The 25564-nt window shown below is 71.5% G+C and carries 19 protein-coding genes; 7 read left to right on the forward strand and 12 right to left on the reverse strand.

Translation table 11 applies throughout. The annotated features are described in order from the left end of the window. Window positions 1–70: 70 nt before the first annotated feature. From RR49_RS11280 to RR49_RS11305, 6 genes are all read right to left on the reverse strand, one after another. The gene (locus RR49_RS11280) at window positions 71–889 is read right to left on the reverse strand and encodes an aldolase/citrate lyase family protein (RefSeq protein WP_045248197.1); all 819 of its coding nucleotides are present in this window, start codon (window positions 887–889) and stop codon (window positions 71–73) included. Next, window positions 874–1659, reverse strand: a complete 786-nt coding sequence (gene hpaH / locus RR49_RS11285; protein ID WP_045248198.1) for a 2-oxo-hept-4-ene-1,7-dioate hydratase — start codon at window positions 1657–1659, stop codon at window positions 874–876. Before hpaH ends, RR49_RS11280 begins: the two co-directional genes overlap by 16 nt. A gap of 26 nt (window positions 1660–1685) precedes the next feature. Next, window positions 1686–2837: a 3,4-dihydroxyphenylacetate 2,3-dioxygenase gene (gene hpaD, locus RR49_RS11290; RefSeq protein WP_045248199.1), complete on the reverse strand. Its 1152-nt coding sequence runs from the start codon at window positions 2835–2837 to the stop codon at window positions 1686–1688. Window positions 2838–2903: 66 nt separating this feature from the next. After that, window positions 2904–4436, reverse strand: coding sequence for a 5-carboxymethyl-2-hydroxymuconate semialdehyde dehydrogenase (gene hpaE / locus RR49_RS11295; protein ID WP_045248200.1), 1533 nt, complete (start codon window positions 4434–4436; stop codon window positions 2904–2906). Between the two features lie 17 nt (window positions 4437–4453). Beyond that, the gene (locus RR49_RS11300) at window positions 4454–5170 is read right to left on the reverse strand and encodes a GntR family transcriptional regulator (RefSeq protein WP_045248201.1); all 717 of its coding nucleotides are present in this window, start codon (window positions 5168–5170) and stop codon (window positions 4454–4456) included. After that, entirely contained in the window at window positions 5152–6648 is a 1497-nt protein-coding gene (locus tag RR49_RS11305) for a fumarylacetoacetate hydrolase family protein (protein ID WP_045248202.1), read from the reverse strand. Before RR49_RS11305 ends, RR49_RS11300 begins: the two co-directional genes overlap by 19 nt. Window positions 6649–6765: 117 nt before the next feature. On the opposite strand from RR49_RS11305, the gene RR49_RS11310 reads away from it, so the two are divergent. Further along, window positions 6766–8148, forward strand: coding sequence for an MFS transporter (locus tag RR49_RS11310; protein WP_045248203.1), 1383 nt, complete (start codon window positions 6766–6768; stop codon window positions 8146–8148). Between the two features lie 116 nt (window positions 8149–8264). Here the strand turns inward: RR49_RS11310 and RR49_RS11315 are convergent, their stop codons facing one another. Further along, entirely contained in the window at window positions 8265–8978 is a 714-nt protein-coding gene (locus tag RR49_RS11315) for an IclR family transcriptional regulator (RefSeq protein WP_045248204.1), read from the reverse strand. Window positions 8979–9135: 157 nt separating this feature from the next. On the opposite strand from RR49_RS11315, the gene RR49_RS11320 reads away from it, so the two are divergent. Next, window positions 9136–11031 (forward strand): FAD-dependent monooxygenase, encoded by a 1896-nt coding sequence (locus RR49_RS11320; RefSeq protein WP_045248205.1) that lies wholly within the window; start codon window positions 9136–9138, stop codon window positions 11029–11031. 1 nt (window position 11032) lies between these two features. On the opposite strand, the gene RR49_RS11325 is transcribed toward RR49_RS11320, so the two are convergent. Beyond that, a complete protein-coding gene (locus tag RR49_RS11325; RefSeq protein WP_045248206.1) occupies window positions 11033–12775 on the reverse strand; it encodes a Na+/H+ antiporter in 1743 nt (580 codons plus the stop codon). A gap of 91 nt (window positions 12776–12866) precedes the next feature. Then, window positions 12867–14513 (reverse strand): thiamine pyrophosphate-binding protein, encoded by a 1647-nt coding sequence (locus RR49_RS11330; protein ID WP_045248207.1) that lies wholly within the window; start codon window positions 14511–14513, stop codon window positions 12867–12869. A gap of 304 nt (window positions 14514–14817) precedes the next feature. Between RR49_RS11330 and RR49_RS11335 the strand changes: the two genes are divergently transcribed. From RR49_RS11335 to RR49_RS11345, 3 genes are read left to right on the forward strand one after another with little or no spacing between them, the layout of a single operon-like run. Then, on the forward strand, window positions 14818–16290 hold the full coding sequence (locus tag RR49_RS11335; RefSeq protein WP_045248208.1) for an NAD-dependent succinate-semialdehyde dehydrogenase: 1473 nt from the start codon (window positions 14818–14820) through the stop codon (window positions 16288–16290). 37 nt (window positions 16291–16327) lie between these two features. Beyond that, on the forward strand, window positions 16328–17389 hold the full coding sequence (locus RR49_RS11340) for a winged helix DNA-binding domain-containing protein (RefSeq protein WP_045248209.1): 1062 nt from the start codon (window positions 16328–16330) through the stop codon (window positions 17387–17389). Between the two features lie 28 nt (window positions 17390–17417). After that, the gene (locus tag RR49_RS11345; RefSeq protein WP_045248210.1) at window positions 17418–18341 is read left to right on the forward strand and encodes a DUF4436 family protein; all 924 of its coding nucleotides are present in this window, start codon (window positions 17418–17420) and stop codon (window positions 18339–18341) included. Between the two features lie 45 nt (window positions 18342–18386). Here RR49_RS11345 and RR49_RS11350 read toward each other — a convergent pair whose 3' ends face one another. Next, on the reverse strand, window positions 18387–19826 hold the full coding sequence (locus tag RR49_RS11350; RefSeq protein ID WP_045248211.1) for a helix-turn-helix transcriptional regulator: 1440 nt from the start codon (window positions 19824–19826) through the stop codon (window positions 18387–18389). A gap of 127 nt (window positions 19827–19953) precedes the next feature. On the opposite strand from RR49_RS11350, the gene RR49_RS11355 reads away from it, so the two are divergent. Beyond that, on the forward strand, window positions 19954–21828 hold the full coding sequence (locus tag RR49_RS11355; RefSeq protein WP_045248212.1) for a phosphoenolpyruvate carboxykinase (GTP): 1875 nt from the start codon (window positions 19954–19956) through the stop codon (window positions 21826–21828). Window positions 21829–21921: 93 nt separating this feature from the next. Here the strand turns inward: RR49_RS11355 and RR49_RS11360 are convergent, their stop codons facing one another. Beyond that, window positions 21922–22956, reverse strand: a complete 1035-nt coding sequence (locus RR49_RS11360; RefSeq protein ID WP_045248213.1) for a hypothetical protein — start codon at window positions 22954–22956, stop codon at window positions 21922–21924. Window positions 22957–23025: 69 nt separating this feature from the next. Between RR49_RS11360 and RR49_RS15165 the strand changes: the two genes are divergently transcribed. Beyond that, entirely contained in the window at window positions 23026–23631 is a 606-nt protein-coding gene (locus RR49_RS15165) for a TetR/AcrR family transcriptional regulator (RefSeq protein ID WP_162237836.1), read from the forward strand. A gap of 12 nt (window positions 23632–23643) precedes the next feature. Here the strand turns inward: RR49_RS15165 and RR49_RS11370 are convergent, their stop codons facing one another. Next, window positions 23644–25545, reverse strand: a complete 1902-nt coding sequence (locus tag RR49_RS11370) for an ABC transporter ATP-binding protein (RefSeq protein ID WP_045248214.1) — start codon at window positions 25543–25545, stop codon at window positions 23644–23646. Window positions 25546–25564 lie beyond the last annotated feature (19 nt).

Here is a 25564-nt window from a genome sequence, read left to right on the forward strand (position 1 = left end):
CAGAAAGGGCGGGGGGTGTCGAGAGCGCCGGGGGTTCTCGACACCCCCCGCCCTTTCTGTCAGCGACGCGTCAGTAGCCGGCGCGGGGCGCCGCGTCGTCGCCCGGCACGAAGCGGGCGGCGAGGGCCTCGGAACCGCGGGCGAGCAGGGTGACATCGGCGCCCACGAGCACGAACGACGCGCCCGCGGCGATGTAGGCATCGGCGACAGCCGGGTCGAACGCGTTCACGCCGACCGGCTTCCCGGCCGCGCGGACCGCGTCGAACGCCCGGTGTACGGCCGCCACGACATCGGGATGAGTCTGCTGGCCGAGCACGCCCATCGATGCCGCCAGGTCGCTCGGACCCACGAACACACCGTCGACGCCGTCGACCGCTGCGATCTCGGCGGCCGCGGCCACGCCCTCGGCCGTTTCGATCTGCACCAACAGCGAGACGTGCCGGTCGGCGTCGGCGAGATAGTCGTCGACGCGGTTCCAGCGTGCCGAGCGGGCGAGCGCCGAGCCGACGCCGCGGCGACCGTGGGGCGGGTAGCGCACATCGGCGACGAGCTCGGCGGCCTGCGCGGCCGAGGACACCATCGGCACGAGCACCGTCTGCGCGCCGAGATCGAGCACCTGCTTGATGGTGACGGTGTCGCCGATCGGCACCCGTACGACGGATGTCACGGGGTACGACGCCACCGCCTGCAGCTGCGCGAGCACATCGGCGAGGCCGTTGGGGGAGTGCTCCATGTCGATGAGCACCCAGTCCAGGCCCGACCCCGCACAGATCTCGGCGACGAGCGGCGAGCCGGTGCAGGCCCAGATGCCCGCCAGCGCGCGCGGCGACGAAGAGGCGCGCTGCGCCGCGAGCACATCGCGCAGGGTCGGGGTCAGGCGAAGCGGCACGAGATGACCCCCAGCGGTCCGTAGTCGGCGAGCACGGTGTCGCCGCGCGAGATCCACGTCGGGCGGGTGAACGAGCCCGCCAGGATGATCTCCCCCGCCTCGAGCCGGGCGCCGTGCTGGTGCAGCTTGTTCGCGAGCCACGCCACCCCGAGGGCGGGGTGGCCGAGGATGCCGGCCGCGACACCGGTCTCCTCGATCGTCTCGTTGCGGTACAGCAGGGCCGAGATCCAGCGAAGGTCGACAGCGTCTGGGGCGACCGGCGACCCGCCCAGCACCATGCCGCCGTAGGCGGCATTGTCGCTGATCGTGTCGACGATCGTGCGCCCGTCGAGCTCGATGTGGGAGTTCAGCACCTCGAGTGCCGGTGTCACGTACTCGGTTGCCCGCAGCACGTCGAACACCGAGCAGTGCGGACCCTCGAGAGGGGCGGCCAGCACGAACGCCAGCTCGACCTCGATGCGCACGTTCGAGAACGCGTCGAACGGGATCGTCGCGCCGCTCTCCCACACCGTGTCGTCGAACATCACTCCGTAGTCGGGCTCGGTGATGCCGGTCGCCTGCTGCATCGCCCGCGACGTCAGCCCGATCTTGCGGCCGACGAGGCGACGGCCCGCCGCAAGGCTGCGGTCGCGCCATACGCCCTGGATGGCGTAGGAGTCCTCGACGGTCGCGTCGGGGTGGCGCGCCGTGATGCGCGGCACGACACGCTTCTCGCGGTCGGCGACCGCGAGCTCCTCGGCGAGCGAGGCGATGACCTCGGGGGGCAGCATCCGGATGTCTCCTCTCGCCCTGAACGCTACAGCTGCGCGCCGAGCTTGAACTCGCCTGCGGCGACGCTCTCCTCGTCGCGTCGCGTGTAGGAGAAGCCGTCGGCGCCGATCGTGACCGCCATCTCCGAGGCGTCCGTGCGTGCCACGACGGGCTTCGGGTTGCCGTCGAGGTCGAGCACGAGCGACGCGTCGGTGTACCACGACGGCACGACGGGGTTGCCCCACCAGTCGCGGCGCTGGTTGTCGTGCACGTCCCACGTCACGACCGGGTTGTCGGGGTCGCCCGTGTAGTAGTCCTGCGTGTAGATCTCGACGCGGTGGCCGTCGGGGTCGCGCAGGTAGAGGTAGAACGCGTTCGAGACGCCGTGGCGACCCGGTCCCCGCTCGATCGCGTCCGAGCGGCGGAGGGCACCGAGCTTGTCGCAGATCGCGAGGATGTTGTGCTTCTCGTGGGTCGAGAAGGCGACGTGATGCATGCGGGGGCCGTCGCCGCCGGTCATGGCGGTGTCGTGCACGGTGGGCTTGCGGCGCATCCACGCGGCGTAGACGGTGCCCTCGTCGTCTTGGATGTCCTCGGTCACCCGGAAGCCGAGATCCTGCATGAACGCGACCGCGCGGGGCACGTCGGGGGTGACCTGGTTGAAGTGGTCGAGACGCACGAGCGCGCCCGGGGTGTACAGGTCGTAGCGCCAGGCGAGACGCTCGACGTGCTCGACCTCGTAGAAGAACTCGTACGGGAAGCCGAGCGGGTCCTCGACGCGCACCGACTCGCCGATGCCCTTCGTGAAGCCCTCCGCACGACGTTCGACGCGGCATCCGAGCTCGGTGTAGAACGCGACCGCGCGGTCGAGGTCCTCGGGCGTGCGCACGCGGTACGAGAACGCGGCGACGGCGGCGACCGGGCCCTGACGCAGCACCAGGTTGTGGTGGATGAACTCCTCCATCGAGCGGAGGTAGACCGTGTTCTCGTCCTCCTCGGTGACCACGAGGTCCAGCACGTCGACGTAGAACTCGCGCGACGCGGCGAGGTCGGTCACGACGAGCTCCATGTACGCGCACCGCAGGATGTCGGGTGCCGGCGAGGTCGGCGTGGGCACCGGGTTGTCGGTGCGGATCGGCGCCTCCTGGGAGACGTAGAAGCCCGACGAGGTCAGGGTGCGGTCTTCGGGATTGGTCATGTCAGCGTCCTTGCTCGATGGTGGGAAGAAGAAGGGATGCCGCGGCGACTGCCCGCGGCATCCGGGTCAGTGGTGGGTGCTCGCGCCCTTGCCGAAGGTCGGGTTGTGCACCTCGCCGAGGGTGATGTGCACGGCCTGCTGCTCGGTGTAGAAGTCGATGGAGCGGTAGCCGCCCTCGTGGCCGAGGCCGGACGCCTTCACGCCGCCGAACGGAGTGCGCAGGTCCCGCACGTTGTTGGAGTTCAGCCACACCATGCCGGCGTCGATCGCCTGCGCGAAGTTGTGGGCGCGCTTCAGGTCGTTCGTCCACACGTAGGCGGCGAGTCCGTAGCGCACGCCGTTGGCGAGGGCGAGGGCCTCCTCGTCGGAGTCGAACGGCGTGATCGCCACGACCGGGCCGAAGATCTCCTCCTGGAAGATGCGCGCGTCGGGGGCGACGTCGGCGAACACCGTCGGCGACACGAAGTTGCCCGTCTCGAAGCCCTCCGGACGGGACCCGCCCGCGACCAGGCGCCCCTCGGACTTGCCGATCTCGACGTAGCTCATGACCTTCGCGTAGTGCTCCGGGTGCACGAGCGCGCCGACCTCCGTGGCGGGGTCGTGCGGGTAGCCCACCGTCACGCGCTTCGCCTGTGCCGCGTAGCGCTCGACGAACTCGTCGTAGATCCCGCGCTCGACGAGGATGCGGCTGCCGGCGGTGCAGCGCTCGCCGTTGAGGGAGAACACCCCGAAGATGGTCGCGTCGATCGCGGCATCCAGGTCGGCGTCGGCGAACACGATCGCCGGGCTCTTGCCGCCGAGCTCCATCGACAGGCCCTTGAGGAACGGGGCCGCGTTGCCGAAGATGATCTGGCCGGTGCGGCTCTCGCCGGTGAAGGAGATCAGCGGCACGTCCGGGTGCTTCACGAGGGCGTCGCCGGCGTCCTCGCCGAGACCGTTCACGAGGTTGAAGACGCCCTGCGGCAGGCCGGCTTCTTCGAAGATGCCGGCCCACAGCGACGCCGACAGCGGCGTGAACTCGGCGGGCTTGAGCACCACGGTGTTGCCGGTGGCGAGCGCGGGGGCGAGCTTCCACGACTCGAGCATGAACGGGGTGTTCCACGGGGTGATGAGACCCGCGACGCCGATCGGCTTGCGGTTCACGTAGTTGATCTGGCGTCCCGGCACTTTGTAGGTGTCGTCGGCCTGGGCGACGATCAGGTCGGCGAAGAAGCGGAAGTTCTCGGCGGCGCGGCGCGCCTGGCCGAGCGCCTGTGTGATCGGCAGCCCCGAGTCGAACGACTCCAGCTCGGCGAGGCGGGCGTCGCGGGTTTCGACGATGTCGGCGATGCGGGTGAGCACGCGGGCGCGTTCGCGCGGCAGCATCCGCGGCCACGGACCCTCGTCGAATGCGCGGCGCGCGGCGGCGACGGCGCGGTCGATGTCGGCCTTCTTGCCGGCGGCGGCCTGCAGGTACACCTCGTTCGAGACCGGGTCGAGCACGTCGAACGTGTCGCCGTCGATCGAGTCGACGAAGGCGCCGTCGATGTAGTGCTGAATGCGCGTGGGCAGATCGGCGGGAACGTGGTGGGTGTCGAGTGCGACGGTGGTGTCGGACATGGGACCTCCTCGAAGGGTCAGAAGGCGGGAAGCCCGAGGGCTTCGTCGGGGTGTTCGTGGATCATGTAGGCGTCGAGCGTGGCGGAGCGGTGGCGGCGGGCCGCCTTCTCGATCTCGCCGAGGGGGGCGCCCTGCTCGATGAGCAGCACGATGTTCTCGTGCTCGTGCACCGACTCCTGGGCGCGGCCCGGGACGAAGCTGAACGTCGAGTCGCGCAGATGGCCGAGCCGGCCCCACTCCGCCTCGACGAGCTCGAGCATGCGGGGGTTCGCGCACTTCGAGAACAGCGTCGAGTGGAACTCGTGGTTGAGACTCGTGAACGCGCGGGGGTCGAAGCTGTCGAGGGTCTCGATCATCAGTTCGTTGATGCGGCGGGCCCGGCGCAGGTCGTCGGCCGTGAGCCGGCGGGCGGCGAGCGCTGTGGCCGTCCCCTCGAGGATGCTCAGGGCCTGCATGCTGTAGCGGTACTGCGTGTCGTCGACCATCGAGACCCGCGCGCCGACGTTGCGCTCGAAGGTCACCAGCCCCTCGGCCTCGAGCTGCCGGATCGCCTCGCGCACCGGCACCACGCTCATGTCGAGCTCGCCCGCGATGCCGCCGAGCACCAGGCGGTGGCCGGGCGCGAACAAGCCGCTCGCGATGCGCTCCTTGATGAAGTGGTACGCCTGCTGCGACTTGCTCAGGTCGGCGAGGCGCTCGGCGCCCCGCTCGCTCGTCAGTTCGTCTCGCGCCATGCGCGGTACCTCGCCTTCCACTCCTCGTTGGGCGGGAAGAGGCCGTCGACGGGATGTCCCTCCCGCACGCGGTCCGCCACCCAGGCATCCTCCTCCTCCTGTGCGAGGGCCGCCTCGACGACCTCCGCGACCAGGGCGGGTGGGATGACGATGACACCGTCGGCGTCGCCGACGATGACGTCTCCGGGCTGCACGACGGTGCCGCCGCAGGCGATCGTGACGTCGACGTCCCAGGGCACGTGGCGGCGTCCGAGCACGGCGGGGTGGGCGCCCACCGTGTAGACCGGGATGCCCACGGCGGTGACGGCGTCGGCGTCGCGCACGCCGCCGTCGGTGACGACGCCGGCCGCGCCGCGCGCCTGAGCGCGCAGTGCGAGGATGTCGCCGAGCGTGCCGGAGCCGCTCTCGCCACGGGCCTCGATGACGATGACCTCACCCGGTCGCACGTCGTCGAAGGCGCGCTTCTGCGCGTTGTAGCCGCCGCCGTGCGAGGCGAACAGGTCTTCGCGATGCGGGAGGAAGCGCAGCGTCTTGGCGAGTCCTACGAGCTTCTGATCGGGATGCAGCGGCCGCACGCCGTCGATCGTCACGTTGTTGAGCCCGCGCTTGCGCAGCTGCGCCGAGAGGCCGGCGACCGGGGTGAGGGCGAGCTTCGCCCGCAGGTCGTCGTCGAGGGCGAACGGGCGGGGGAGCGGCGGGAGGCCCGCCTCCTCGCGCGATCCCCAGGCCTCGGCGCGCTGGGTGTCGTCGACCGCGGGAAGCGAGCCGAGGGTCTCGTCGAAGACGTCGTCGCCCTCGACCACGCGCGAGCGCAGGCGGCCCGACGTGGGGGAGCCCGCGGCATCCGGGGCGTCGACCTCGACCTCGACGACGGACCCCGGGCGCACGACGGACGAGCCCGCCGGGGTGCCGGTGAGGATGACGTCACCGCGCTCGAGCGTCATGTGCTGGGCGAGGTCGGCGACGATCTGGGCCAGGGGGAAGATGAGGTCGGCGGTGGTGTCGTCCTGCGCGAGGACGCCGTCGACCCAGGTGCGCACGCGCAGCGCGGCGGGGTCGACGGTGCGCGCGTCGATGAGGCCGGGCCCGATCGGGGTGAACCCGTCGCGGCCCTTGGAGCGCACGTTGGATCCCTTGTCGACGGCGCGGAGGTCGTACACGCCGACGTCGTTCGAGGCGGTGACCCACCCGACGTGCGCCCAGGCGTCGGCGAGCGTCACCCGGTGGGCGGGGGTGCCGATCACGAGCGCGATCTCGCCCTCGAAGGCGAGCAGCTCGGTGCCGGCGGGGCGCACGAGCACGCCGTCGGTGGGGGCGAGGGTGCTCGACGGCTTCAGGAAGTAGCTCGGCTGCGCAGGCCGGCGGCCCCGCTGGTCGGCGCGGGACGCGTAGCTGAGGTGCACGGCGATGACCTTGCCAGGCCTCGTCGGCAGTGCCGCGAACCGCGGATCGGCCGCGGTATCGGTGTCGTGAGTCATGAGCTCCCTCGCTCTTGCGTCGTATTCGAAATCGTATATGATCAACCGCACACCGGCAAGCCGCACCATCACCCTGCCGGAGACGATGAAGTCCCCTTGACGAAGGAGTCACCGCGCATGAGCGCAGAAGCACAGCAGGGCTTGACGCCCACCGGAACCATCGCGTCGGCGGTCGACCGTCGACGCGTCGTCTTCGCCACAGTCGTCGGCACCACGGTCGAGTGGTACGACTTCTTCATCTACGCCTCGGCCGCCGGACTCGTGTTCGGCGAGCTGTTCTTCAAGCCGGCCGGTGCCGGCGTCGCCACGATCCTCTCGTTCCTCACGGTGGGGATCAGCTTCCTGTTCCGTCCGCTCGGAGCATTCCTCGCGGGCCATTTCGGCGATCGCATCGGCCGTCGCCGCGTGCTCGTCCTCACGCTCATCCTGATGGGCGCCGCGACGGCGCTCATCGGACTTCTGCCGACGTACTCGGCGATCGGGATCGGCGCGCCGCTCATCCTCATCCTGCTCCGCGTCCTGCAGGGCATCTCCGCCGGAGGCGAATGGGGTGGCGCCGTCCTGATGGCCGTCGAGCACGCGCCGCGCACGAAGCGCGGTCTCTTCGGGGCCTCGCCCCAGATCGGCGTGCCGATCGGGCTTCTGCTCGCGTCCGGCGTGATGGCCCTTATGGCGCTCATCGCACGCGGGGACGCATTCCTCGCGTGGGGATGGCGAGTGCCGTTCCTGCTCAGCATCGTGCTCATCTTCATCGGCTACTGGGTGCGTCGTCGCGTCGAGGAGAGCCCGGTCTTCGTCGAGATCGCCGAGCGCAAGGAGCAGACGCGCATGCCCATCGTGCAGCTGTTCCGGCGTCACGCCCTGCTCGTCATCATCGCGGCGCTCGTCTTCGCCGGCAACAACGCGGTCGGGTACATGACGACCGGCGGCTACATCCAGAACTACGCCACCGACCCGAAGGGTCCGATCGCGCTCGACCGTGAACCGGTGCTCTGGGCGGTCGCCGGATCCGCTGTCACATGGCTCATCGCCACGTGGGTCGCGGGATGGCTCAGCGACCGCATCGGGCGTCGCACCACCTACATCATCGGATGGGTCGCCCAGCTTGTCGGCGTCTTCACCCTGTTCCCGCTCGTGAACAGCGGCAGCGTGGGCGCTCTGTTCCTCGGACTCGCCATCCTCACGATCGGACTGGGGTTCACCTACGGTCCTCAGGCGGCCCTGTACTCCGAGCTGTTCCCCGCCTCGATCCGTTTCTCCGGGGTGTCGATCTCGTACGCGCTCGGGGCGATCCTCGGTGGCGCGTTCGCTCCGACCATTGCGACGGCGCTCGTGCAGGCCACCGGCTCGACCCTGTCGGTCACGGTCTACCTCGCCGGCATGACGGTGATCGGCCTGATCGCGACGCTCCTCTTGCGCGATCGCAGCGGCATCCCGCTCGGCCCCGAGCATGAGGCCGAGCAGGCGAAGAGCCCGATCTACGGAGCGGCGCGCGGCTGACGCGTTTCGCGACGAGGCCCGCACGTCCGAGGAGTCGGGGTGCGGGCCTCGTCGTCGCGCCCGACCGGGCGTCGTCGAGGTGTTCCGCCTGGTGACCCCCGCCGCGCGCTGATCCGTCAGCCGTCGAGGGCCGAGCGGATCGCCGCAGCGCACCGCTCGAGGCGCCGGGCGATGGGCTCGGGGTCGTCGGGGCTGGCGACGTGCACGACGGCGATGGCGGCGGCGGGCCGTCCGCGCAGGGCGAGCGGCACGGCGACGGCCTGCACGGTCGGGATGACCTCGTCGGCGCTCGTCGCGTATCCGCGTTCTCCGGCGGTGCGCACCTGGGCGCGCAGGGCGTCGGAGGCGCCGGGGGGCCATTCGCCGGGGGCGAGCTGCGCGAGGATCGCCTTGCCGGGTGCGCCGACGGTCACGGCGTGACGGGCACCCGGTCGCTGGGCGACCGAGGCGACGGCGTGGCGCGGTTCGACGCTGGCGAGGGTGACGCACTCGTCGCGGTCGTGCACCGCGAGGAAGCACGTCATGCCGAGCTCGTTGGCGACGGCGGTGAGCTCGGGCAGTGCCTCGGCCTGCAGGTCGGCGGAGACCCGCGAGGCAAGCGCGGCGAGCCGGGCGCCGAGGGCGAGCCTGCCGCCGGCGTCCCGCACGACGAGTGCGTGGTCCTCGAGGGTGCGCACGAGCCGGTAGGCGACCGAGCGGTGCACGCCGAGTCGCGCGGAGACCTCGTCGATCGAGAGCGGACCGGTCGCCTCGGCGAGCACCTCGAGCACGCGGATGCCGCGGCTGAGGGTCTGTGAGGCGGGCTGATCGCGGGCGCTCTCGGGGGGCATGCGGCATCCTCTCGTCGCCGTTCCCTTGTGGGCGCCGGACGTCGTCGTATACGATCCATTCAATAGTAGAACGGCATGTTCGAATATAGAACATAGCGCGCGAGCGCCCCGCCGTCCACACCCTCGACGTCGATGTCGCAGGAAGGGATCGAAGACGATGCAGTTCCACCACCACGGTTACGTGTCCACCGACCCGCGGGTGCAGCCCGCCGCCGGCATCGGCCTCGACCGGCCCGCCGATCTCCCCGACGCCGTCGACGTGCTGATCGTCGGGTCGGGCCCCGCCGGCATGCTCCTCGCCGCCCAGCTCTCGCAGTACCCGAGCGTCGTGACCCGCATCGTCGAGAAGCGGGAGGGACGCCTCGTGCTCGGCCAGGCCGACGGCATCCAGCCGCGCAGCGTCGAGACGTTCCAGGCCTTCGGGTTCGCCGAGCGCATCGTGGCCGAGGCCTACAACATCGGCTGGATGAACTTCTGGGGACCCGACCCCGACGATCCCACCCGCATCGTGCGGCGCTCCCGCACGGCCGACTACGCCTTCGACATCAGCGAGTTCCCGCACCTCATCGTCAACCAGGCGCGCGTGCTCGACTACTTCGCCGAGGCCGCCGCCGCCGGCCCCGGCCGCATCGTTCCCGACTTCGGCGTCGAGTTCGCCGGTCTCACCCGCGACGACGCCGCGGAGTATCCGCTCGCCGTCGAGCTGCGTACCGCCGAGGGTGCCCGCACCGTGCGGGCGAAGTATGTCGTCGGCTGCGACGGCGCCCGCAGCCAGGTGCGCGAGGCGATCGGCCGCCGCCACCTGGGCGGCATCTCGGCCCACGCCTGGGGGGTCATGGACGTGCTCGTCGAGACCGACTTCCCCGACTGGCGCGTGAAGTGCGCGATCAACTCCGAGGCCGGCAACATCCTGCACATCCCGCGCGAGGGCGGCTACCTCAGCCGCATGTACATCGACCTCGGCGAGGTCGCCGCCGATGACGACCACCGCGTGCGTCAGACGCCCATCGAGGACGTCATCCGTCGGGCCAACGAGATCCTGCATCCGTACTCGATCGACGTGAAGGATGTCGCGTGGCACAGCGTCTACGAGGTGGGACACCGCGTCACCGACCGGTTCGACGACGTGCCCGACGACGGGTCGCGCTCGCCGCGGGTGTTCCTCACCGGTGACGCGTGCCACACGCACAGCGCGAAGGCCGGGCAGGGCATGAACGTGTCGATGCAGGACGGCTTCAACCTGGGCTGGAAGCTCGGCTCCGTGCTGACAGGCCTCAGCCCCGAGACGCTGCTCGACACGTACTCGTCGGAGCGGCAGCCCGTCGCCCAGCAGCTCATCGACTTCGACCGGGAGTGGTCGTCGCTCATGGCGCGCAAGCCCGAGGAGATCTCCGACCCCGGCGACCTCGCGACCTACTACCTCGCCACCGCCGAGTTCCCGTCGGGGTTCATGACCCAGTACCCGCCGTCGTCGATCGTCGCCGCCCACGCCCGCCCCGAGCTCGCCACCGGGTTCCCGCTCGGCAAGCGCTTCAAGTCCTCGCCCGTCGTGCTGGCGAGCGATGGCAACGTCGTTCACCTCGGGCACCACGCGCGCGCCGACGGCCGCTGGCGCATCTACGCGTTCGGCGACGCCGACGGACTCGCCGAGGGGTCCGCGCTCTCGCGGTTCGCCGACTGGCTGCTCACGGCCGACGCGTCGCCGGTGCGGCGCTTCACCCCCGCGGATGCCGCGCTCGACGCCGTGTTCGACGTCAAGGCGATCGTGCCCCAGAGCTTCGAGGACGTCGACGTCACGGCCGCACCGCGGGTGTTCCGTCCGCGCAACGGCGCGCTCGGGATCACCGACTGGGAGAAGGTGTTCGCCGCCGGCGCGAGCCGCTGGAACGACAGCGACATCTACGCCGAGCGCGGCATCGACCGGGCGGGCGCGGTCGTGGTCGTGCGCCCTGACCAGTACGTCGCCGACGTGCTCTCGCTCGCCGACACCGACGCGCTCGCCGCGTTCTTCGAGGGCACCCTGCTGCCCCAGCGGCAGCCGGCCGCCGTCTGACTCACCGCGGCGCGCGGGCGCCGTCGAGCCGCAGCTCCTCCAGGTCGAGGCCCGACTGCAGTCGCCGGGCGACGAGGTCGTCGATCGTGCCCTCGCGCCGCAGGCGCAGCAGCACTTCGCGCTTGCGTCCGAGCAGGGCGAGCCGCAGTCGTGATGCCTCGTCGAACCGCACGATCGGGGAGCGCTGCGCGACATCCACGTCGGTGCTCGACGCGAGCATCTCGAGAGGCGCCGCCGCCGCGGCACCGCTCGGCGCGACGAACGACGTCGTCGAGGTGTCCGCGCGCACCGCGTCGTCGTCGGTCGTCGCGATCACGATCTCGAGCTCGGCGATCTCGCGGTTGAGCAGCGTCTGACGCTGTCGTTCGAGTGCACGGGCGTTGGCGAGCTCGAGGTGCTCGTAGCCGTCGCGCCGCGCGCGGTCGCGCACGTCGTCGCTGATGCCGTGCTCGAGGGCGAGGTCGTCGAGGGCCGCGAGGGCGGCCGCCGAGATCGCCCGCTGGGCGATCTCGATCTCGTCGAGGTCGGCGTCGTCCTGCGGCAGGCGCGCCCACCGTACGACGCCGACGAGCAGCGGCCCCTGCACGAGCAGGCTCAGCACGATGACCCCGGCGGTGACGAACACGACGGCGTCGCGTCCGTCGAGGGGCGCGCCCGCCGCGGTCACCGTCGGCACCGAGAGAGCGATCGCGAGCGAGACCGCGCCGCGGAATCCGGCCACCGTGCTCACGAGGCGCGACCGGTGCCGGGGACCGGCGGCCGCGCCCGCGGGCGGGCGCGAGAACGGGGCGAACAGCAGTTGGAAGAGGTAGCGCACGACCAGGAGCGCGAGCCAGGCGCCCACGGTCACGAGCGAGAGCCACCCGATCTGCGCGGGGGAGATCTCGTGCACCACGTGCTGCACCTCGAGACCGATGAGCACGAACAGCGCACCGTTGAGCAGGTAGACGCCGAGCGGCCACGCGGCATCCGCCTGCCGTCTCGACGAGGCTGTCGTCACCCGCGGCGAGACCCAGGCCACGATGATGCCCGCGAACACGACCGCGAGCACGCCCGACGCGTCGATCAGCTCGGCGATGAGGAAGGCGGTGAACGGCACGAGCAGCAGGGTCAGGTTGATCGCGAGGGTTCCCGACAGGCGCCGCAGCAGCAGATACGCGGCGGCCGCCACGACGATACCGGCCGCGGCTCCGCCGACGTACGACACGAGCACCGTGAGGGTGACGCTCCACGGCGTGATCTGGCCGCCGAGGGCGAGGGAGAGAGCGATCGCGTAGAGCACGAGGGCCGTGCCGTCGTTCGTCAGGCTCTCCGCCTTGAGCTTCATGAAGGTGCGCGCGGGCAGCAGGCGTCCGAGCGCCGCGACCGCCGTGGCATCCGGCGGGGCGACCGCCGCCCCCAGCAGCAGGGCCGCCTCCCACGGCACACCCATCGCCGCGGCGATGCCGGCGACGGCGAACGCGGATGCCACGACCAGCAGCGTGCTCATCGGCACGATGTAGCGCAGCGACCGGCGCACCGCCCGCAGCGATGTCGTGAGGCTCTCCCAGAACAGCATGACGGGGAGGAACAGCAGCAGCACGGTCTCCGGCGGGAGCTCCACACCGCGCAGGGCCGGCACGAATCCGAGCGCGAGCCCGATGATCAGGAGCACCAGCGGGGTGGCGAGCCGCAGCCTCGGCGCGAGCAGCGTCCCGACGAGGATCGAGACCCCCAGCAGCACCGTGAGTTCGAGGCCTTCCATGGCGGCTCCCTTCGTCGCGCTCCAGTGTGCGCCCGCACCACAACGCTGCGCCAGGGACCGGCATTCCCCCTCTCGGTGACGGTCGTCTGCGTCAGGAGTTCACGCGGATGATCTCCCGCTGGTAGGGCGCGATCACGTCGGGCGAGATGCGCAGATCGAGCATGAGGAACCGCCGCTCGCCGACCGGCTCCGCCGCCCACGTACCGAGCCGGTCGAGGTCGGCGAGCGAGCGCACCACGACTCCCTCGGCACCGACGGCCGTCCCGAGGGCCGCGAAGTCGACGTCGGGGATGAGCATGGGCTCCGTCGCGAGGCCCTTCAGGCCGTAGAGGTTCACCTCGGCGCCGTACGCGCCGTCGTTCCACACGACCGCGACCCCCCGGCCGCCCGCCACCCGCACCGCCGACTCGAGGTCTGCGAGCGCCATCAGTCCGCCGCCATCGCCGGTCGTGAGCACCACGGTCGAGTCCGGCCGCGCGAGGGCTGCGCCCGGCACGCTCGCGAGCCCCAGTCCGATCGACTGGTAGGCGGTGCCGACCATCATGGCGCGGTCGGGGGAGGCGACATCCCAGTACATGTTCGACCAGCCGAGGAAGTGTCCGCCGTCGCTCACGACCACCCGGTCGCGCGGCAGCAGCTCACCGATGCGCGCCGCGGCCGAGCGGGGATCGAGGCGGCCGTCCGGCGCGAGTGCGTCGCCGGCCTCCCGCGCCCGCCAGCCGGCGACCTCGTCGGCGGACGCCCAGGGCGCTCGCGACGCGGAGCCGACGGCGTCACGCAGCACCTCGGCGGCGAGCCGCGCGTCGGCGCGCACGTACACACCGACATGAGGATGCGTCGCCGCCGGCGCCACATCCACCTGCACGACATGCGTGCCCGGGGAGAACAGCTCGCCGAAGCGCATCGTGAACTGGTTGAGCGAGGCGCCGAACACGACGGCGACGTCGGCCCGCGCGATGGCGGCCATCGCACCGTCCGCACCGAAGCCGCCTGTGACGCCCAGGTCGCGCGCCGGGTCGGCGAACAGGCCGCGCCCGAGCGCGGTCGTGGCGGTGAGCGCGCCGGTCGCCGACGCGAGGGCGTCGAGGGCCGGGCCCGCCCCCGCCAGCCAGGCACCGCGCCCCGCAATCAGCACGGGCCGCGACGCCCCGGCGAGCAGCTCGCCGACCCGACGCAGGGTCACCGTGTCGAAGCCGGGCTGCACGGCCAGCGGTGCGGGCACCGCGGGGGCCGCGGCATCCGGCACGTCACCCGCGTCGCGCCGCGCGACGTCGTAGGGGATCGCGAGCACCGCGGGTACCCGGTAGGCGAGGGCGTGCTCGATGGCGATCGCCGTGGTGGCCGCGGCATCCGTGCGCCCGACCGTGTACGTGCGCGCGCCGACGGCCGACGCGAGGGCGATCTGGTCGACGTCCCACGGACGTGGCCCCGATGTCGGCTCGTCGCCGACGACGAGCACGAGCGGCACGTGGGCCTGCACCGCCTCGGCGAGGGCGGTGAGGGTGTTGGTGAAGCCGGCGCCGTAGGTGGCGGTGGCGGCGGCGATGCGTCCGGACGCGCGGTAGTGCGCGTCGGCGGCGACGACCGCGCCCGCCTCGTGCCGCAGCGCGGTGTAGGTCGCGGCGGTGCCGGTCACGAGGGCATCGAGGAAGTAGGCGTTGCCGTTGCCCATCACGCCGAAGACGTGATCGACGTGTCGGGCGAGGGTGTGGGCGACGTGGGCGGAGACGGTGGGCATGGCGAAGCGCTTTCGACAGGAACGGAACTGAGGCCGTGTGTGTCTCGCGCGCCGGCAGGCGGCTTCGTGCCCTTTTTTCGAGCACCGGGGCGTCGATGCCCGCGGACACGGTGAGTATACGACGCGTGCGGAGACCGTCGTCAGCGACCGCCGATGCGCCGCGCTGTCGAGGTGACGTTCGTGTGATCGCCGTGATGGCGAAACGTCCCGCGCACGACGGCGTGAGAATGGGACCGAACCACCGATTGATCGTATACGATCCATACCAGGGCGCCCGCGCGGTCGCCCGTGACGAGGGAGTCCCATGAGCGAGAACCGCGAGCGCGACCTGCTGGCCGCCGTCCCCGACAGCCTGTTCATCGGCGGCGAATGGCGTCGCGGCGAACGCGAGAGCACCGTCAAGGTCTACGACCCGGCGACCGGGGAGCTCATCAAGGAGATCGCGGATGCCTCGCCCGCCGACGGCATCGCGGCACTGGATGCCGCGGCCACCGCGTTCGAGACGTGGTCGCGCACGCCGTCACGTCAGCGCGCCGAGATCCTGCGCCGCGCGTTCGACCTGCTGCAGGAGCGCAAGGAGGACTTCGCGCTGCTGATGACCCTCGAGATGGGGAAGCCCCTCGCCGAGGCCCGCGGAGAGGTCGCGTACGGCGGCGAGTTCCTGCGCTGGTTCAGCGAGGAGACCGCCCACGTGCAGGGCCGGTACGGCGCGAACCCCGAGGGCACCGGCCGCATGATCGTCTCGCAGCACGCCGTCGGGCCCTGCTTCCTCATCACCCCCTGGAACTTCCCGCTCGCGATGGCGACCCGCAAGATCGCGCCCGCGCTCGCCGCCGGGTGCACGGTGGTCGTCAAGCCCGCCGAGCTGACCCCGCTCACGACCCTCGCCTTCGCCAAGCTGCTCGAAGATGCGGGCGTGCCCGCCGGTGTCGTCAACGTCATCACGACCTCCACCTCGGGCGCCGTGTCGGAGCCGATCATCCGCGACCCGCGGCTGCGCAAGCTCTCGTTCACGGGTTCCACCCCGGTGGGCCAGCGTCTGCTCGAGCAGGCCTCGCAGGGCGTGCTGCGCACCTCCATGGAGCTCGGCGGCAATGCGCCCTTCGTCGTGTTCGACGACGCCGACCTCGACAAGGCCGTCGACGGCGCGATCGCCGCGAAGTTCCGCAACATCGGCCAGGCCTGCACCGCCGCGAACCGCTTCATCGTGCACCGCTCGGTCGCCGACGAGTTCGCCCGCCGGGTCACCGAGCGGGTCGAGGCGTTCGGCATCGGCCGCGGCACCGAGGACGGCGTCACCATCGGCCCGCTCATCGACGACCGTGCGGTCGCCAAGGCGCAGAGCCTCGTCGCCGACGCCGTCGGGCGCGGCGCGAGCCTGCGCACCGGCGGCTCGCCGATCGACCGGCCCGGTACGTTCTTCGAGCCGACGGTGATCTCCGACGTGCCGGCGGGAAGCGACATCCTGCGCGAGGAGATCTTCGGACCGGTGCTCGCCATCGTCCCGTTCGATGACGAGGACGACGCGGTCGCGCTCGCCAACTCGACCGAGTACGGACTCGTGTCATACGTCTACACCGAGAACCTCGCCCGCGGGCAGCGCATGATCGAGCGCCTCGAGACCGGGATGATGGGCCTGAACATCGGCGTCGTGTCGAACGCCGCCGCCCCCTTCGGTGGGTGGAAGCTCTCCGGGCTCGGCCGCGAAGGCGGCGCCGAGGGCATCCACGAGTACCTGCAGACCAAGTACACGCTGACGCCGGACCCTTTCGCCTGAGTTCGCCGATGTCGACGGGTGCCGCCAGACTGACGCGGTGGCATCCGTCGACCTGATCGAGCACCGCCTGCGCTCGCACCTGCTCGCCGCGCCCGAGGGCGGGGTGGTGGCGGCGGCACGTCACATGGTCGCGACCCAGGCGCAGGAGTGGTGGGCCGGGCGGTGGGGACTCGCACTGCGCACCTCGGGCACGCCGGGCGCGGCCGCGGTCGACAGTGCGTTCGACGACGGCCTGCTCGTGCGCTCGTGGACGCAGCGCGGCACCCTGCACATCGTCGCGGCGGGCGACCTCCGCTCGTTCCTCGCCCTCACCGCCGATCGTCAGCACGCCCAGGCCGCGAGCGTGCACCGCAGCCGCGGGATCGACGCGGCTGTGATCACCCGCGTCGAGCGCTCCGTGCACCGCGCGCTCGCCGATGCGGGCCGCCTGTCGCGCGCCGAGCTGTTCGACGTGATGCGTGCCGACGGCCTCGACACGGGCGACATGCGTGGCTCGCTCCTCCTTCAGGCGCTGAGCCTGCGCGGTCTGATCTGCCAGGGACCGACCCGCCCGGAGCCCGATGGGCTGTCCCGCGAGCAGTGGTTCGTGCTCGTCGACGACGTCGTCCCCGACGGGAAGGCCGCCGACCTCGCGACGCTGTTCACCCGCTTCGTCCACGGGCACGGTCCGGCGTCCAGCCGCGATTTCGCCTGGTGGATGGGGCTCACACGCACCGCCGCGCGCGCCGCCGCGCTCGCGGCGACCGATGTGGAAAGGCTCGACGACGACCTGTGGGCGCCGCTGCTCACACCCCGCGACCCCGCGGCGCCCGACCTCGTCGCCCTCCCCGCCTTCGACGAGTACGTGCTGTCGTACGTCGATCGCAGCGCGGTGTGCGCTCCGGAGGATCTGAGCGCGGTGGGACCCACGGCCAACGGCGTGCTGAGTCCCGTGCTGCTGCATCGGGGCCGCGTCATCGGCACGTGGACCCACTCTCGCGCCCGCGGTCGTCTCGCCCAACGCCCGGTCGCGACGCTCTTCGCCACCGCCGCCGATCAGGTCGCGCCGGGCGAGATCGAGGCCGCACTCTCCCGCTACACCGGGTTCCTCGGCGGGTGAGGGGTCCGCCGTCTGACACACTGATCGCGTGAGCACCGAGACCGGCGCCGACGCGCCCGCGGCCCCCGCCCCTGCGCCGCGCCCACGCCGCGGGCTTCTCTGGATCGCCGTCGGCGCGGTCGTGGTGGTCGCGGTCTACGTGACCGTCGCCGTGCTCTACGCGATCAGCGCGGCCGGCTCGACGTCGACCCCGATCAGCGCGGCGAACCCGCAGGCGGTCGTGGTGCTCAGCCCGCAGTCGATGGATGCCGCCGGCAACCGTCTCACCCTGTCGATCGACGTGCAGCCGGGGGAGTCGCTCACCGGCGGCGGCCTGTTCCTGACGAAGCCGCTCACGCTGCTCATCAGCGATGTCGACGGTCCGCGCACGATCACCTTCGCGGCGGGGCAGGCTCCGTCTGTCGTGAGCGTCAAGGTGATCACGTCCGGGCTCGTCGAGCAGTGGCCCTTCGATCGATACGCGGTGTCGCAGATGAACATCGCCCTCGCGCAGACCGCCGACGACGGCACGACACTGCACACCGTGCCGGTCAGCTGGCAGGTGTCCGACCGGGTGCCCGGCTGGAACGTCGAGTTCCGCGGTCAGCCCGATTCCACGAACGACGAGGTGTTGGTGACGGATGTCGCCGCCTCCCGTTCCGCGTCGACGGTGGCGTTCGCGATCGTCCTGATCACCCTCATGCTGGTGCTGCCCGCTCTCGCCCTCACGGTCGCGATCTCGGCCTTCCGGGGGCGTCGCAAGACGGAGGCGACCCTGCTCAGCTGGATCGGCGCGATGCTGTTCGCGATCGTGCCGCTGCGCGGCTTCTTCCCCGGCTCCCCTCCGATCGGGTCGTGGGTCGACTACCTCGTCGTGCTGTGGGTGGTCGCGGGGCTCATCGCCGCGCTCGTCGTGTTCGTCGCGGCATGGATGCGCTGGGTGCCGGGGGCCGGCGAGCGACCGGTGCGCTGAGGCATCCGGGTCGTCCCCGGCCGGTCCGCTCCCGGGTTGGGGTGATCAGCCGCCCGCGTGCCGTTCGAGGAATGCATACACCTCGGAGTCGTCGATGCCGGGGAACAGGCCCGTCGGCAGCGGCGAGAACATCTGCATGTGCACGCGTGCGCTCGGCCAGGCCTTGCCGACCCAGCGGGCGGCGACCTCGTCGGCCGGGCGGCGGCAGCACGACTCGTCGGGGCAGCGCGACACGGCGCGCTTCTGCGTCTCACGGCCGCGGAACCAGCGGGCGTCGTCGAACGGCACGCCCACGGTGATGGAGAACTCGCCATCGGAGGTGGACCCCGTCTGCGTCGAGCACCAGTAGGTGCCGGCGGGGGTGTCGGTGTACTGGTAGTGCTCGACGGTGCGGTTCTGCTCGGCGAACGCCGACCGTGCCGAGAACCACCGGCAGACGACCTGACCCTCGACGGCGCCGGTCACGTCCATCGGCAGCGGCAGGTCGTCGTTCTCGTAGACGCGGGAGACGGCGCCGGCGCCGTCGACGCGCAGGAAGTGCAGCGGGATTTCGAAGTGCCGCGTGAGGAGGTTGGTCATGCGCATCCCGGCGGCCTCGTGGGTGACGCCGAACGCATCGCGGAAGTCCTCGACGGCGAGGTTGCGGTCCTTCTTCGCCTGCTGCAGGAACGCGACCGACTGCGTCTCGGGCATGAGCGCGCACGCCGCGTAGTAGTTGATCTCGAGTCGCTGCTGCAGGAAGTCGGCGTAGTCGGTGGGCGGCTTGTGCCCGAGAAGGCGGTGCGCCATGGCCTGCAGCGCCATCGACCGCAGGCCGTGGCCGCCCGGGATCGAGGCGGGCGGCAGGTAGATGCGGCCGTTCTCGAGGTCGGTGACCGAGCGCGCCGAGTGCGGCAGATCGCTCACGTAGATCAGCTCGAAGCCCAGCTGCTCGGCCATGATGCTCACCGTGCGGTGGGTGAGGGCGCCGCCGTGGTGGCCGGCGGCCTTGAGCTGCTTCTCGGCGAGACGCTCGATGTCGCCGAGATAGTTGTCCTGGTCCCGCATCCGCAGGCGCAGGTCGGTGTTCGCGCGCCGCGCCTCCTCGGGGGTGGCGATCGTGGCGCGCTCACGGCGCTGCAGCTCCCGGTGGAGGCCGAGGATCGTCTCGATCGTCTCGTCGGGGAGCCCCTTGGACACCTTCACCGGCGGAATGCCGAGCTGGCGGAACAGATGGCCTCCCTGCGCCCGCTCCAGCTCGATCTCGAGCGCTGCCCGTCGGTTCGGCGGCTCGCTCGAGAGGAGGTCGGAGAGCTGGCTGTCGGTCGCGTCGGCGATCTGCTGCAGCAGCGAGAGCTTGGGCTCGCGCTTCCCGTTCTCGATGAGGCTGAGGTGGCTGCCGGCGACGCCGACGAGTGCGCCGAGCTCGTCGAGGGTGAGCCCCTTCTCGGAGCGACGGTGTCGGATGCGGTGCCCGAGGGTGGACAGCTCGATCGAGGTCGCCATTGTTTGAGTATACGGAAAGAACGCATCTTCTTTCGCCGAAAACGTGGGAAAAGAGTGCGCGCTCCTCCGTGAGAGTGGAGGCACGACCCGTCCACGACACCGACCGTCACGACACGAGGAGCGCGCCATGGCCCTGGCTGAGACCTTCACCCCGACCGCATCCGGCACCCGCGCCGGCGGCGTCGCCGCCTTCGGGCAGCGACCCGAGGCATCCGGCCCCGCCATCGAGGAGCTCTATGCCTGGGTCGACGAGCTCACCGCGCTGCTCAAGCCCGAGCGGGTGCACTGGGTCGACGGATCGCGCGCCGAGAACGAGGCCCTGCTCCGCGAGCAGGTCGCCGAGGGCAAGCTCATCAAGCTCAACCCCGAGTGGCGGCCGGGCTCCTACCTCGCCCGCTCACACCCCAGCGACGTCGCCCGCACCGAGGGGCGCACCTTCATCGCCTCCGAGAAGGAGGAGGACGCCGGACCCACGAACAACTGGGTCGCGCCGGCCGAGATCCGCACGACCCTCACGGGCCTGTTCGACGGGGCGATGCGGGGCCGCACGCTCTACGTCGTGCCGTTCTCGATGGGTGCCGTCGGCGGACCCCTCTCCCACATCGGCGTGCAGCTGACCGACAGCGCCTACGCGGTCACCTCGATCGGCATCATGACCCGCGTCGGCGCGGAGGTCGTCGAACAGATCGCCGCCGGCGCTGCGTGGGTCAAGACGGTGCACTCGGTGGGTGCGCCGCTCGAGCCCGGTCAGGCGGATGTCGCGTGGCCGTGCAACGACGACAAGTACATCGTGCACTTCCCCGACACCCTCGAGGTGTGGTCGTACGGCTCGGGGTACGGCGGCAACGCGATCCTCGCGAAGAAGTGCTTCGCGCTGCGCATCGCCTCGGTCATCGGACGCGACGAGGGCTGGCTCGCGGAGCACATGCTGCTCATCCGCGTCATCAGCCCCGAGGGCAAGGCCTACCACGTGGCCGCCGCGTTCCCGTCGGCCTGTGGCAAGACGAACCTCGCCATGCTGCGGCCGACGATCCCCGGCTGGCGCGTCGAGACCCTCGGCGACGACATCGCGTGGCTGCGTCCGGGGGAGGACGGTCGGCTCTGGGCGATCAACCCCGAGGCGGGCTTCTTCGGCGTCGCGCCGGGCACCGGCGAGTCGACCAACGTCACCGCGGTGGAGACCCTGTGGGGCAACACGATCTTCACGAACGTGGCGCTGCGTCCCGACGGCGACGTGTGGTGGGAGGGTCTGACCGACCAGCCGCCGGCAGAGCTGACCGACTGGGAGGGCAACGCGTGGACCCCGGCGTCGGGCCGGCCGGCCGCGCACCCGAACTCGCGTTTCACTGTCTCGGCCGCGCAGTGCCCGCAGATCGCCCCCGACTGGGATGCCGCGGAGGGCGTGCCGCTCGACGCGATCCTGTTCGGCGGGCGCCGGGCCACGAACGTGCCGCTCGTGGTCGAGGCCACCGACTGGACGCACGGCGTCTTCCTCGGCTCGACGATCTCGTCGGAGCGCACCGCCGCCGCCGAGGGCACCGTCGGCGAGCTGCGCCGCGACCCGTTCGCGATGCTGCCGTTCTGCGGCTACAACATGGCCGACTACTTCGGCCACTGGATCGAGGTGGGGCAGAAGCTCCGCTTCGACCGTGCGCCGCGCATCTTCCAGGTGAACTGGTTCCGTCGGGGTGCCGACGGCCGGTTCCTGTGGCCGGGCTTCGGAGACAACGCCCGTGTCATCGACTGGATCATCCGTCGCGTCGAGGGCAGCGTCCCCGCCGTGTCGAGCCCCATCGGTCGCCTCCCGCGCACCGATGACCTGAACCTCGAGGGCATCGAGGTGCCCGATGAGGACCTGGCCGAACTGTTCTCGATCGACCGCGACTCGTGGCTGACCGAGGCCGATCTCACGGAGCAGTTCTACGCCACCTTCGGTGGCCGGGTTCCGGCGGCGCTCCAGTCGGAGCTGTCGTCGCTGCGCTACCGCCTCAAGAGCGCGTAGCTCTCGCCCTCCCGGGCACGAACGGGCCCCCGTCGATCGCGCGACGGGGGCCCGTTGCGTCCGTGCCGCCCGGGCGGTCGGCGCGGTGATCGTTCAGGCGGCGGGCTCGAGCGTGGCGGCCGGAACGCGCATGCCGGGCCGCGAGCGGAAGTGGCCGGCGACCGTCAGCACGACGCCGAGCACGACCCACCCGCCGAGCACCAGCCACTGGGCGGTGGCGTCGGCATCGGGGAAGTAGCTGAGCCCGCGCAGCAGCCACGACGCCGCGCCGGGCACCAGGTACTGCCCGATCGCGCCCCAGGGGGCCACGAGGAACTGCCACGGCATGGTCGCGCCCGAGATCGGGTTCGCGAACAGGATGGTGACCACGGCGCCGATGCCGATGCCGGCGGGGCCGAAGAGCGATGCGCACCCGACGACGAAGGCGGATGTCGCGGCGATCGCGAGGGCGATGGCGGCGGCGTTGAGCAGGAAGTCGCCCTGCAGGTAGCCGAACCAGGTCTGCAGCACCACGGCGAGGAGGAGCCCGACCCCGACGCCGTACGCGAGGAGCGCCGTGAGGCGGCGGAGAGGGCCGACCACGAGCAGCGAGATGAGCACGCCGCCCAGCATGCCGCCGAGGGTCAGTGGGAACGCGGCGGCGGCGAGGCCGGTGCCGGAAGGGTCGCTGTCCGACAGCGGCACGACGGCGGTCACGGCGACCTGCGGCACGGTGGGCGCGCCGGCGGCGTGCGCCTGCTGGCTGAGCTGGGCCTGCAGCTGTGCGGCGAGACCGGTGAGCAGCTGGGTCGGCACGGCTCCCGCAGCGGGGGCGGTCAGCACCTCGGGGGCGGCGGTCGCCGACAGCACGATCGCACCGTAGGTCGCCCGCGTCTCGATCTGGTGCACGGCGTCCTCGCGGTCGGTCGCGGCCACGAAGGTGATGCTGTCGCCGCGGGCGGCCACGGCGTCCTCGATCGCGGTGACCGCGGCGTCCGGGCCGCTGATGCCGATCGGGAGGTCATGGGCGCTGGCGGTCTTGGTGGGCCAGAGGAAGGCGAGCACGACGACCCCGACGACGAGGGCGCCGATGAGCCCGAAGGCGAGCGAGAGTGTCCAGCGGGTGTGCGGACGGACCGGAGCGGCCATGGGGATCCCCTCTAAAAAGAACATCTGATCTGTTTGATATCACCATAGCAGAACGCCTATTCTGTGTACGTGCCCCGCTTGAAAGAGGAGACCCGCCTCGCCCGCCGCCGCGAGATCGCCGAGGCGGCCCTGCGGTGCTTCGCCCGTCAGGGGTTCGCCGCGACATCCATGGCCGACATCATCGCCGAGTCGGGGCTGTCCGCCGGATCCATCTACTCGCACTACGACAGCAAGGCGGCGCTCGTGCACGAGGCCGCCAAGGAGATCCTCGACGACAGGTTCCGTCAGGTCGTCGCGGCGATCGACCTCGACGGCACCGCGACGATCAGCCCCGGACGGCTCTTCCTCGCGGTCGTGGAGACGATGTTCGTCGCGAGCGCGGGGCCGGTGCTGCTGCGTGTGTGGGCCGAGATGCCCGTCGACCCGGAGCTCGCCGCCGTCGGCGTGAAGAACGTCGGCTTCATGCGCGCCCGCGTCTCCGAGCTGCTCGTTCCCTGGGTCGGCGCCCGCGCCGGCGCTGAGCTCACCGCCGACGATCCCCTCGTCGGCCGCACCGCCGACCTCGTCATCGCCGCCGTGCAGGGACTTCTCGTCCGTGCCGCGTTCGACGAGCCCGAGACGCTCGCCGCACTGCGTCAGACCCTGGCGCGCGCGCTCGACACCGCCGAGGTGTGAGGCGGCTGCCGCTCAGACCAGCAGCTGGTGCTTCGCCAGGTCTCGGTAGAGCGGCGTGGACGCCACGAGCTCCGAGTGGGTGCCGACCCCGACGACCTCGCCGCGATCCATCACGACGATGAGGTCGCTGTCGACCACCGTCGACAGGCGGTGCGCGATGACGACGAGCGTGCGACCGGTGGCGACCGCGTCGATGGCCTCCCGCATGCGCTGCTCGTTGAGACCGTCGAGCGACGACGTCGACTCGTCGAGCAGCAGGATCGGGGGAGCGGCCAGCAGTGCGCGGGCGATCGCGAGGCGCTGACGCTCGCCGCCCGACAGCATCACTCCCGCCTCGCCGACCTGCGCATCGAGCCCTTCCGGACTGCGGTCGAGCACGTCGCCGAGGTTCACCGCCCGCAGCACCGCCTCGCACGCCTCGTCGGTCGCGTCGGGGGATGCGAGGCGCAGGTTGTCGCCGATCGAGCCCGCGAGAGTCGGGGCATCCTGCTCGACATAGCCGAGCCGCGCGCGCAGCGCGGTGCGATCGTGCAGGCGCACATCCACCCCATCGACCAGCACCGCACCGCCCGTCGCGTCGTAGAACCGCTCGATGAGCGCGAGCGTCGTCGACTTCCCGGCGCCCGAGGGGCCGACCAGCGCGACGCGCGATCCCCGCGGCGCCCGGAAGCTCACCCCGCGCAGCACCTGCGCGCCCGCCTCGTCCCCGTCGTCCTCGATCGCCGACGCATCCACCCGCACGCTCGCCAGCGCCCGTCGCGCCTCGCCCTCGGCCCGGCGGCGGGTCGCGACGACGGCGTCGGGATAGGAGAAGTGCACGTCGCGGAACTCGACGGCGGGGGCGGATGCCGCGGCATCCGTGTCATCGACGACGACGCCCGCGGCGCGCTGCGCGTCGTCGGCGTCCTCGGTGGGGAGGTCGAGCACCTCCTGGATGCGTCCGAGGGCGCCGAGCGCCTGGTTGACCGAGAGGATCGCGCCGACGAACGTGCCGAGGGGAGCCACCAGCAGGAAGAGGAACATGATGAACGCGACGAGGCTCGCGATGCCGAGCTCGCCGGAGGCGACGCGCAGGCCGCCGACCCCGAGCACCACGAGCAGGGAGACCTGCAGGGCGATGCCGGCGACGGGCACGACCAGTGCCGACACCTTCGCGATGCGCACGCCCACGCCGTACGCCTCGTCGGCGAGGCGGGTGACGCTCGCGGTCTCCCGCTCGGTCGCGCCTGCCGCCCGCACGGTGCGGATCGACCCGATCGCGCGCTCGACGCCGGAGGCCAGCTCGCCGACCTTCGCCTGCTGCGCGCGCGTCGCGACCCGGATGCGCCCCGAGAGCACCACGACAGCGCCGATCGACGCGCCCAGCACGAGGACGATGAGAAGCAGCAGCACCGGGTCGATGACCGCCATCGCGATGAGCGCCCCGAGGAAGATGAGGGCGTTGCCGACGGCGTCCGCGAGGCCCTGGGTGAGCACCGCATAGAGGAGAGTCGTGTCGGTGCCGACGCGTGAGACGAGGTCGCCGGTGCGGCGGGCATCGAACTCCGCGATCGGGAGCCGCAGGATGCGGGCGATGAGCCGGCGACGGCTCGATGCGACGACCGCGGTGCCGGTGCGCTGCAGCAGATAGTGCTGGTAGCCGGAGATGAGCGACGTCACCACGACGAGCGCCACGATGGCCCACACGAGCGGGCCGAGCCCGGTGCCCGACTGCACCTCGGCGATCACCTGCTGCACGACGAGCGGCTGGGCGAGCGTGGTCACCGCGCCGACGACGCTGAGGAGCGCCACCGCGACGAGCGTGCCGCGGTGGTCGGCGAGGAACGGGAGCAGGTGGCGCAGGCTCGCGCGGGGACCGTCGTCCTTCGACGGACGGGCGAACGGGCTGCGACGGGGGGTGGCGGGTGCGGACATGACTTCCTCGTGGGTCTCG

The organism is Microbacterium ginsengisoli (genome assembly GCF_000956535.1).
Taxonomy (GTDB): Bacteria; Actinomycetota; Actinomycetes; order Actinomycetales; family Microbacteriaceae; genus Microbacterium; species Microbacterium ginsengisoli.

Coding starts and splice junctions, on each gene's coding strand:
- hpaH (WP_045248198.1), bottom strand. CDS start 1,659: ATGCTGCCCCCCGAGGTCATCGCCTCGCTCGCCGAGGAGCTCGCGGTC.
- hpaD (WP_045248199.1), bottom strand. CDS start 2,837: ATGACCAATCCCGAAGACCGCACCCTGACCTCGTCGGGCTTCTACGTC.
- hpaE (WP_045248200.1), bottom strand. CDS start 4,436: ATGTCCGACACCACCGTCGCACTCGACACCCACCACGTTCCCGCCGAT.
- RR49_RS11300 (WP_045248201.1), bottom strand. CDS start 5,170: ATGGCGCGAGACGAACTGACGAGCGAGCGGGGCGCCGAGCGCCTCGCC.
- RR49_RS11305 (WP_045248202.1), bottom strand. CDS start 6,648: ATGACTCACGACACCGATACCGCGGCCGATCCGCGGTTCGCGGCACTG.
- RR49_RS11310 (WP_045248203.1), top strand. CDS start 6,766: ATGAGCGCAGAAGCACAGCAGGGCTTGACGCCCACCGGAACCATCGCG.
- RR49_RS11315 (WP_045248204.1), bottom strand. CDS start 8,978: ATGCCCCCCGAGAGCGCCCGCGATCAGCCCGCCTCACAGACCCTCAGC.
- RR49_RS11320 (WP_045248205.1), top strand. CDS start 9,136: ATGCAGTTCCACCACCACGGTTACGTGTCCACCGACCCGCGGGTGCAG.
- RR49_RS11325 (WP_045248206.1), bottom strand. CDS start 12,775: ATGGAAGGCCTCGAACTCACGGTGCTGCTGGGGGTCTCGATCCTCGTC.
- RR49_RS11330 (WP_045248207.1), bottom strand. CDS start 14,513: ATGCCCACCGTCTCCGCCCACGTCGCCCACACCCTCGCCCGACACGTC.
- RR49_RS11335 (WP_045248208.1), top strand. CDS start 14,818: ATGAGCGAGAACCGCGAGCGCGACCTGCTGGCCGCCGTCCCCGACAGC.
- RR49_RS11350 (WP_045248211.1), bottom strand. CDS start 19,826: ATGGCGACCTCGATCGAGCTGTCCACCCTCGGGCACCGCATCCGACAC.
- RR49_RS11355 (WP_045248212.1), top strand. CDS start 19,954: ATGGCCCTGGCTGAGACCTTCACCCCGACCGCATCCGGCACCCGCGCC.
- RR49_RS11360 (WP_045248213.1), bottom strand. CDS start 22,956: ATGGCCGCTCCGGTCCGTCCGCACACCCGCTGGACACTCTCGCTCGCC.
- RR49_RS11370 (WP_045248214.1), bottom strand. CDS start 25,545: ATGTCCGCACCCGCCACCCCCCGTCGCAGCCCGTTCGCCCGTCCGTCG.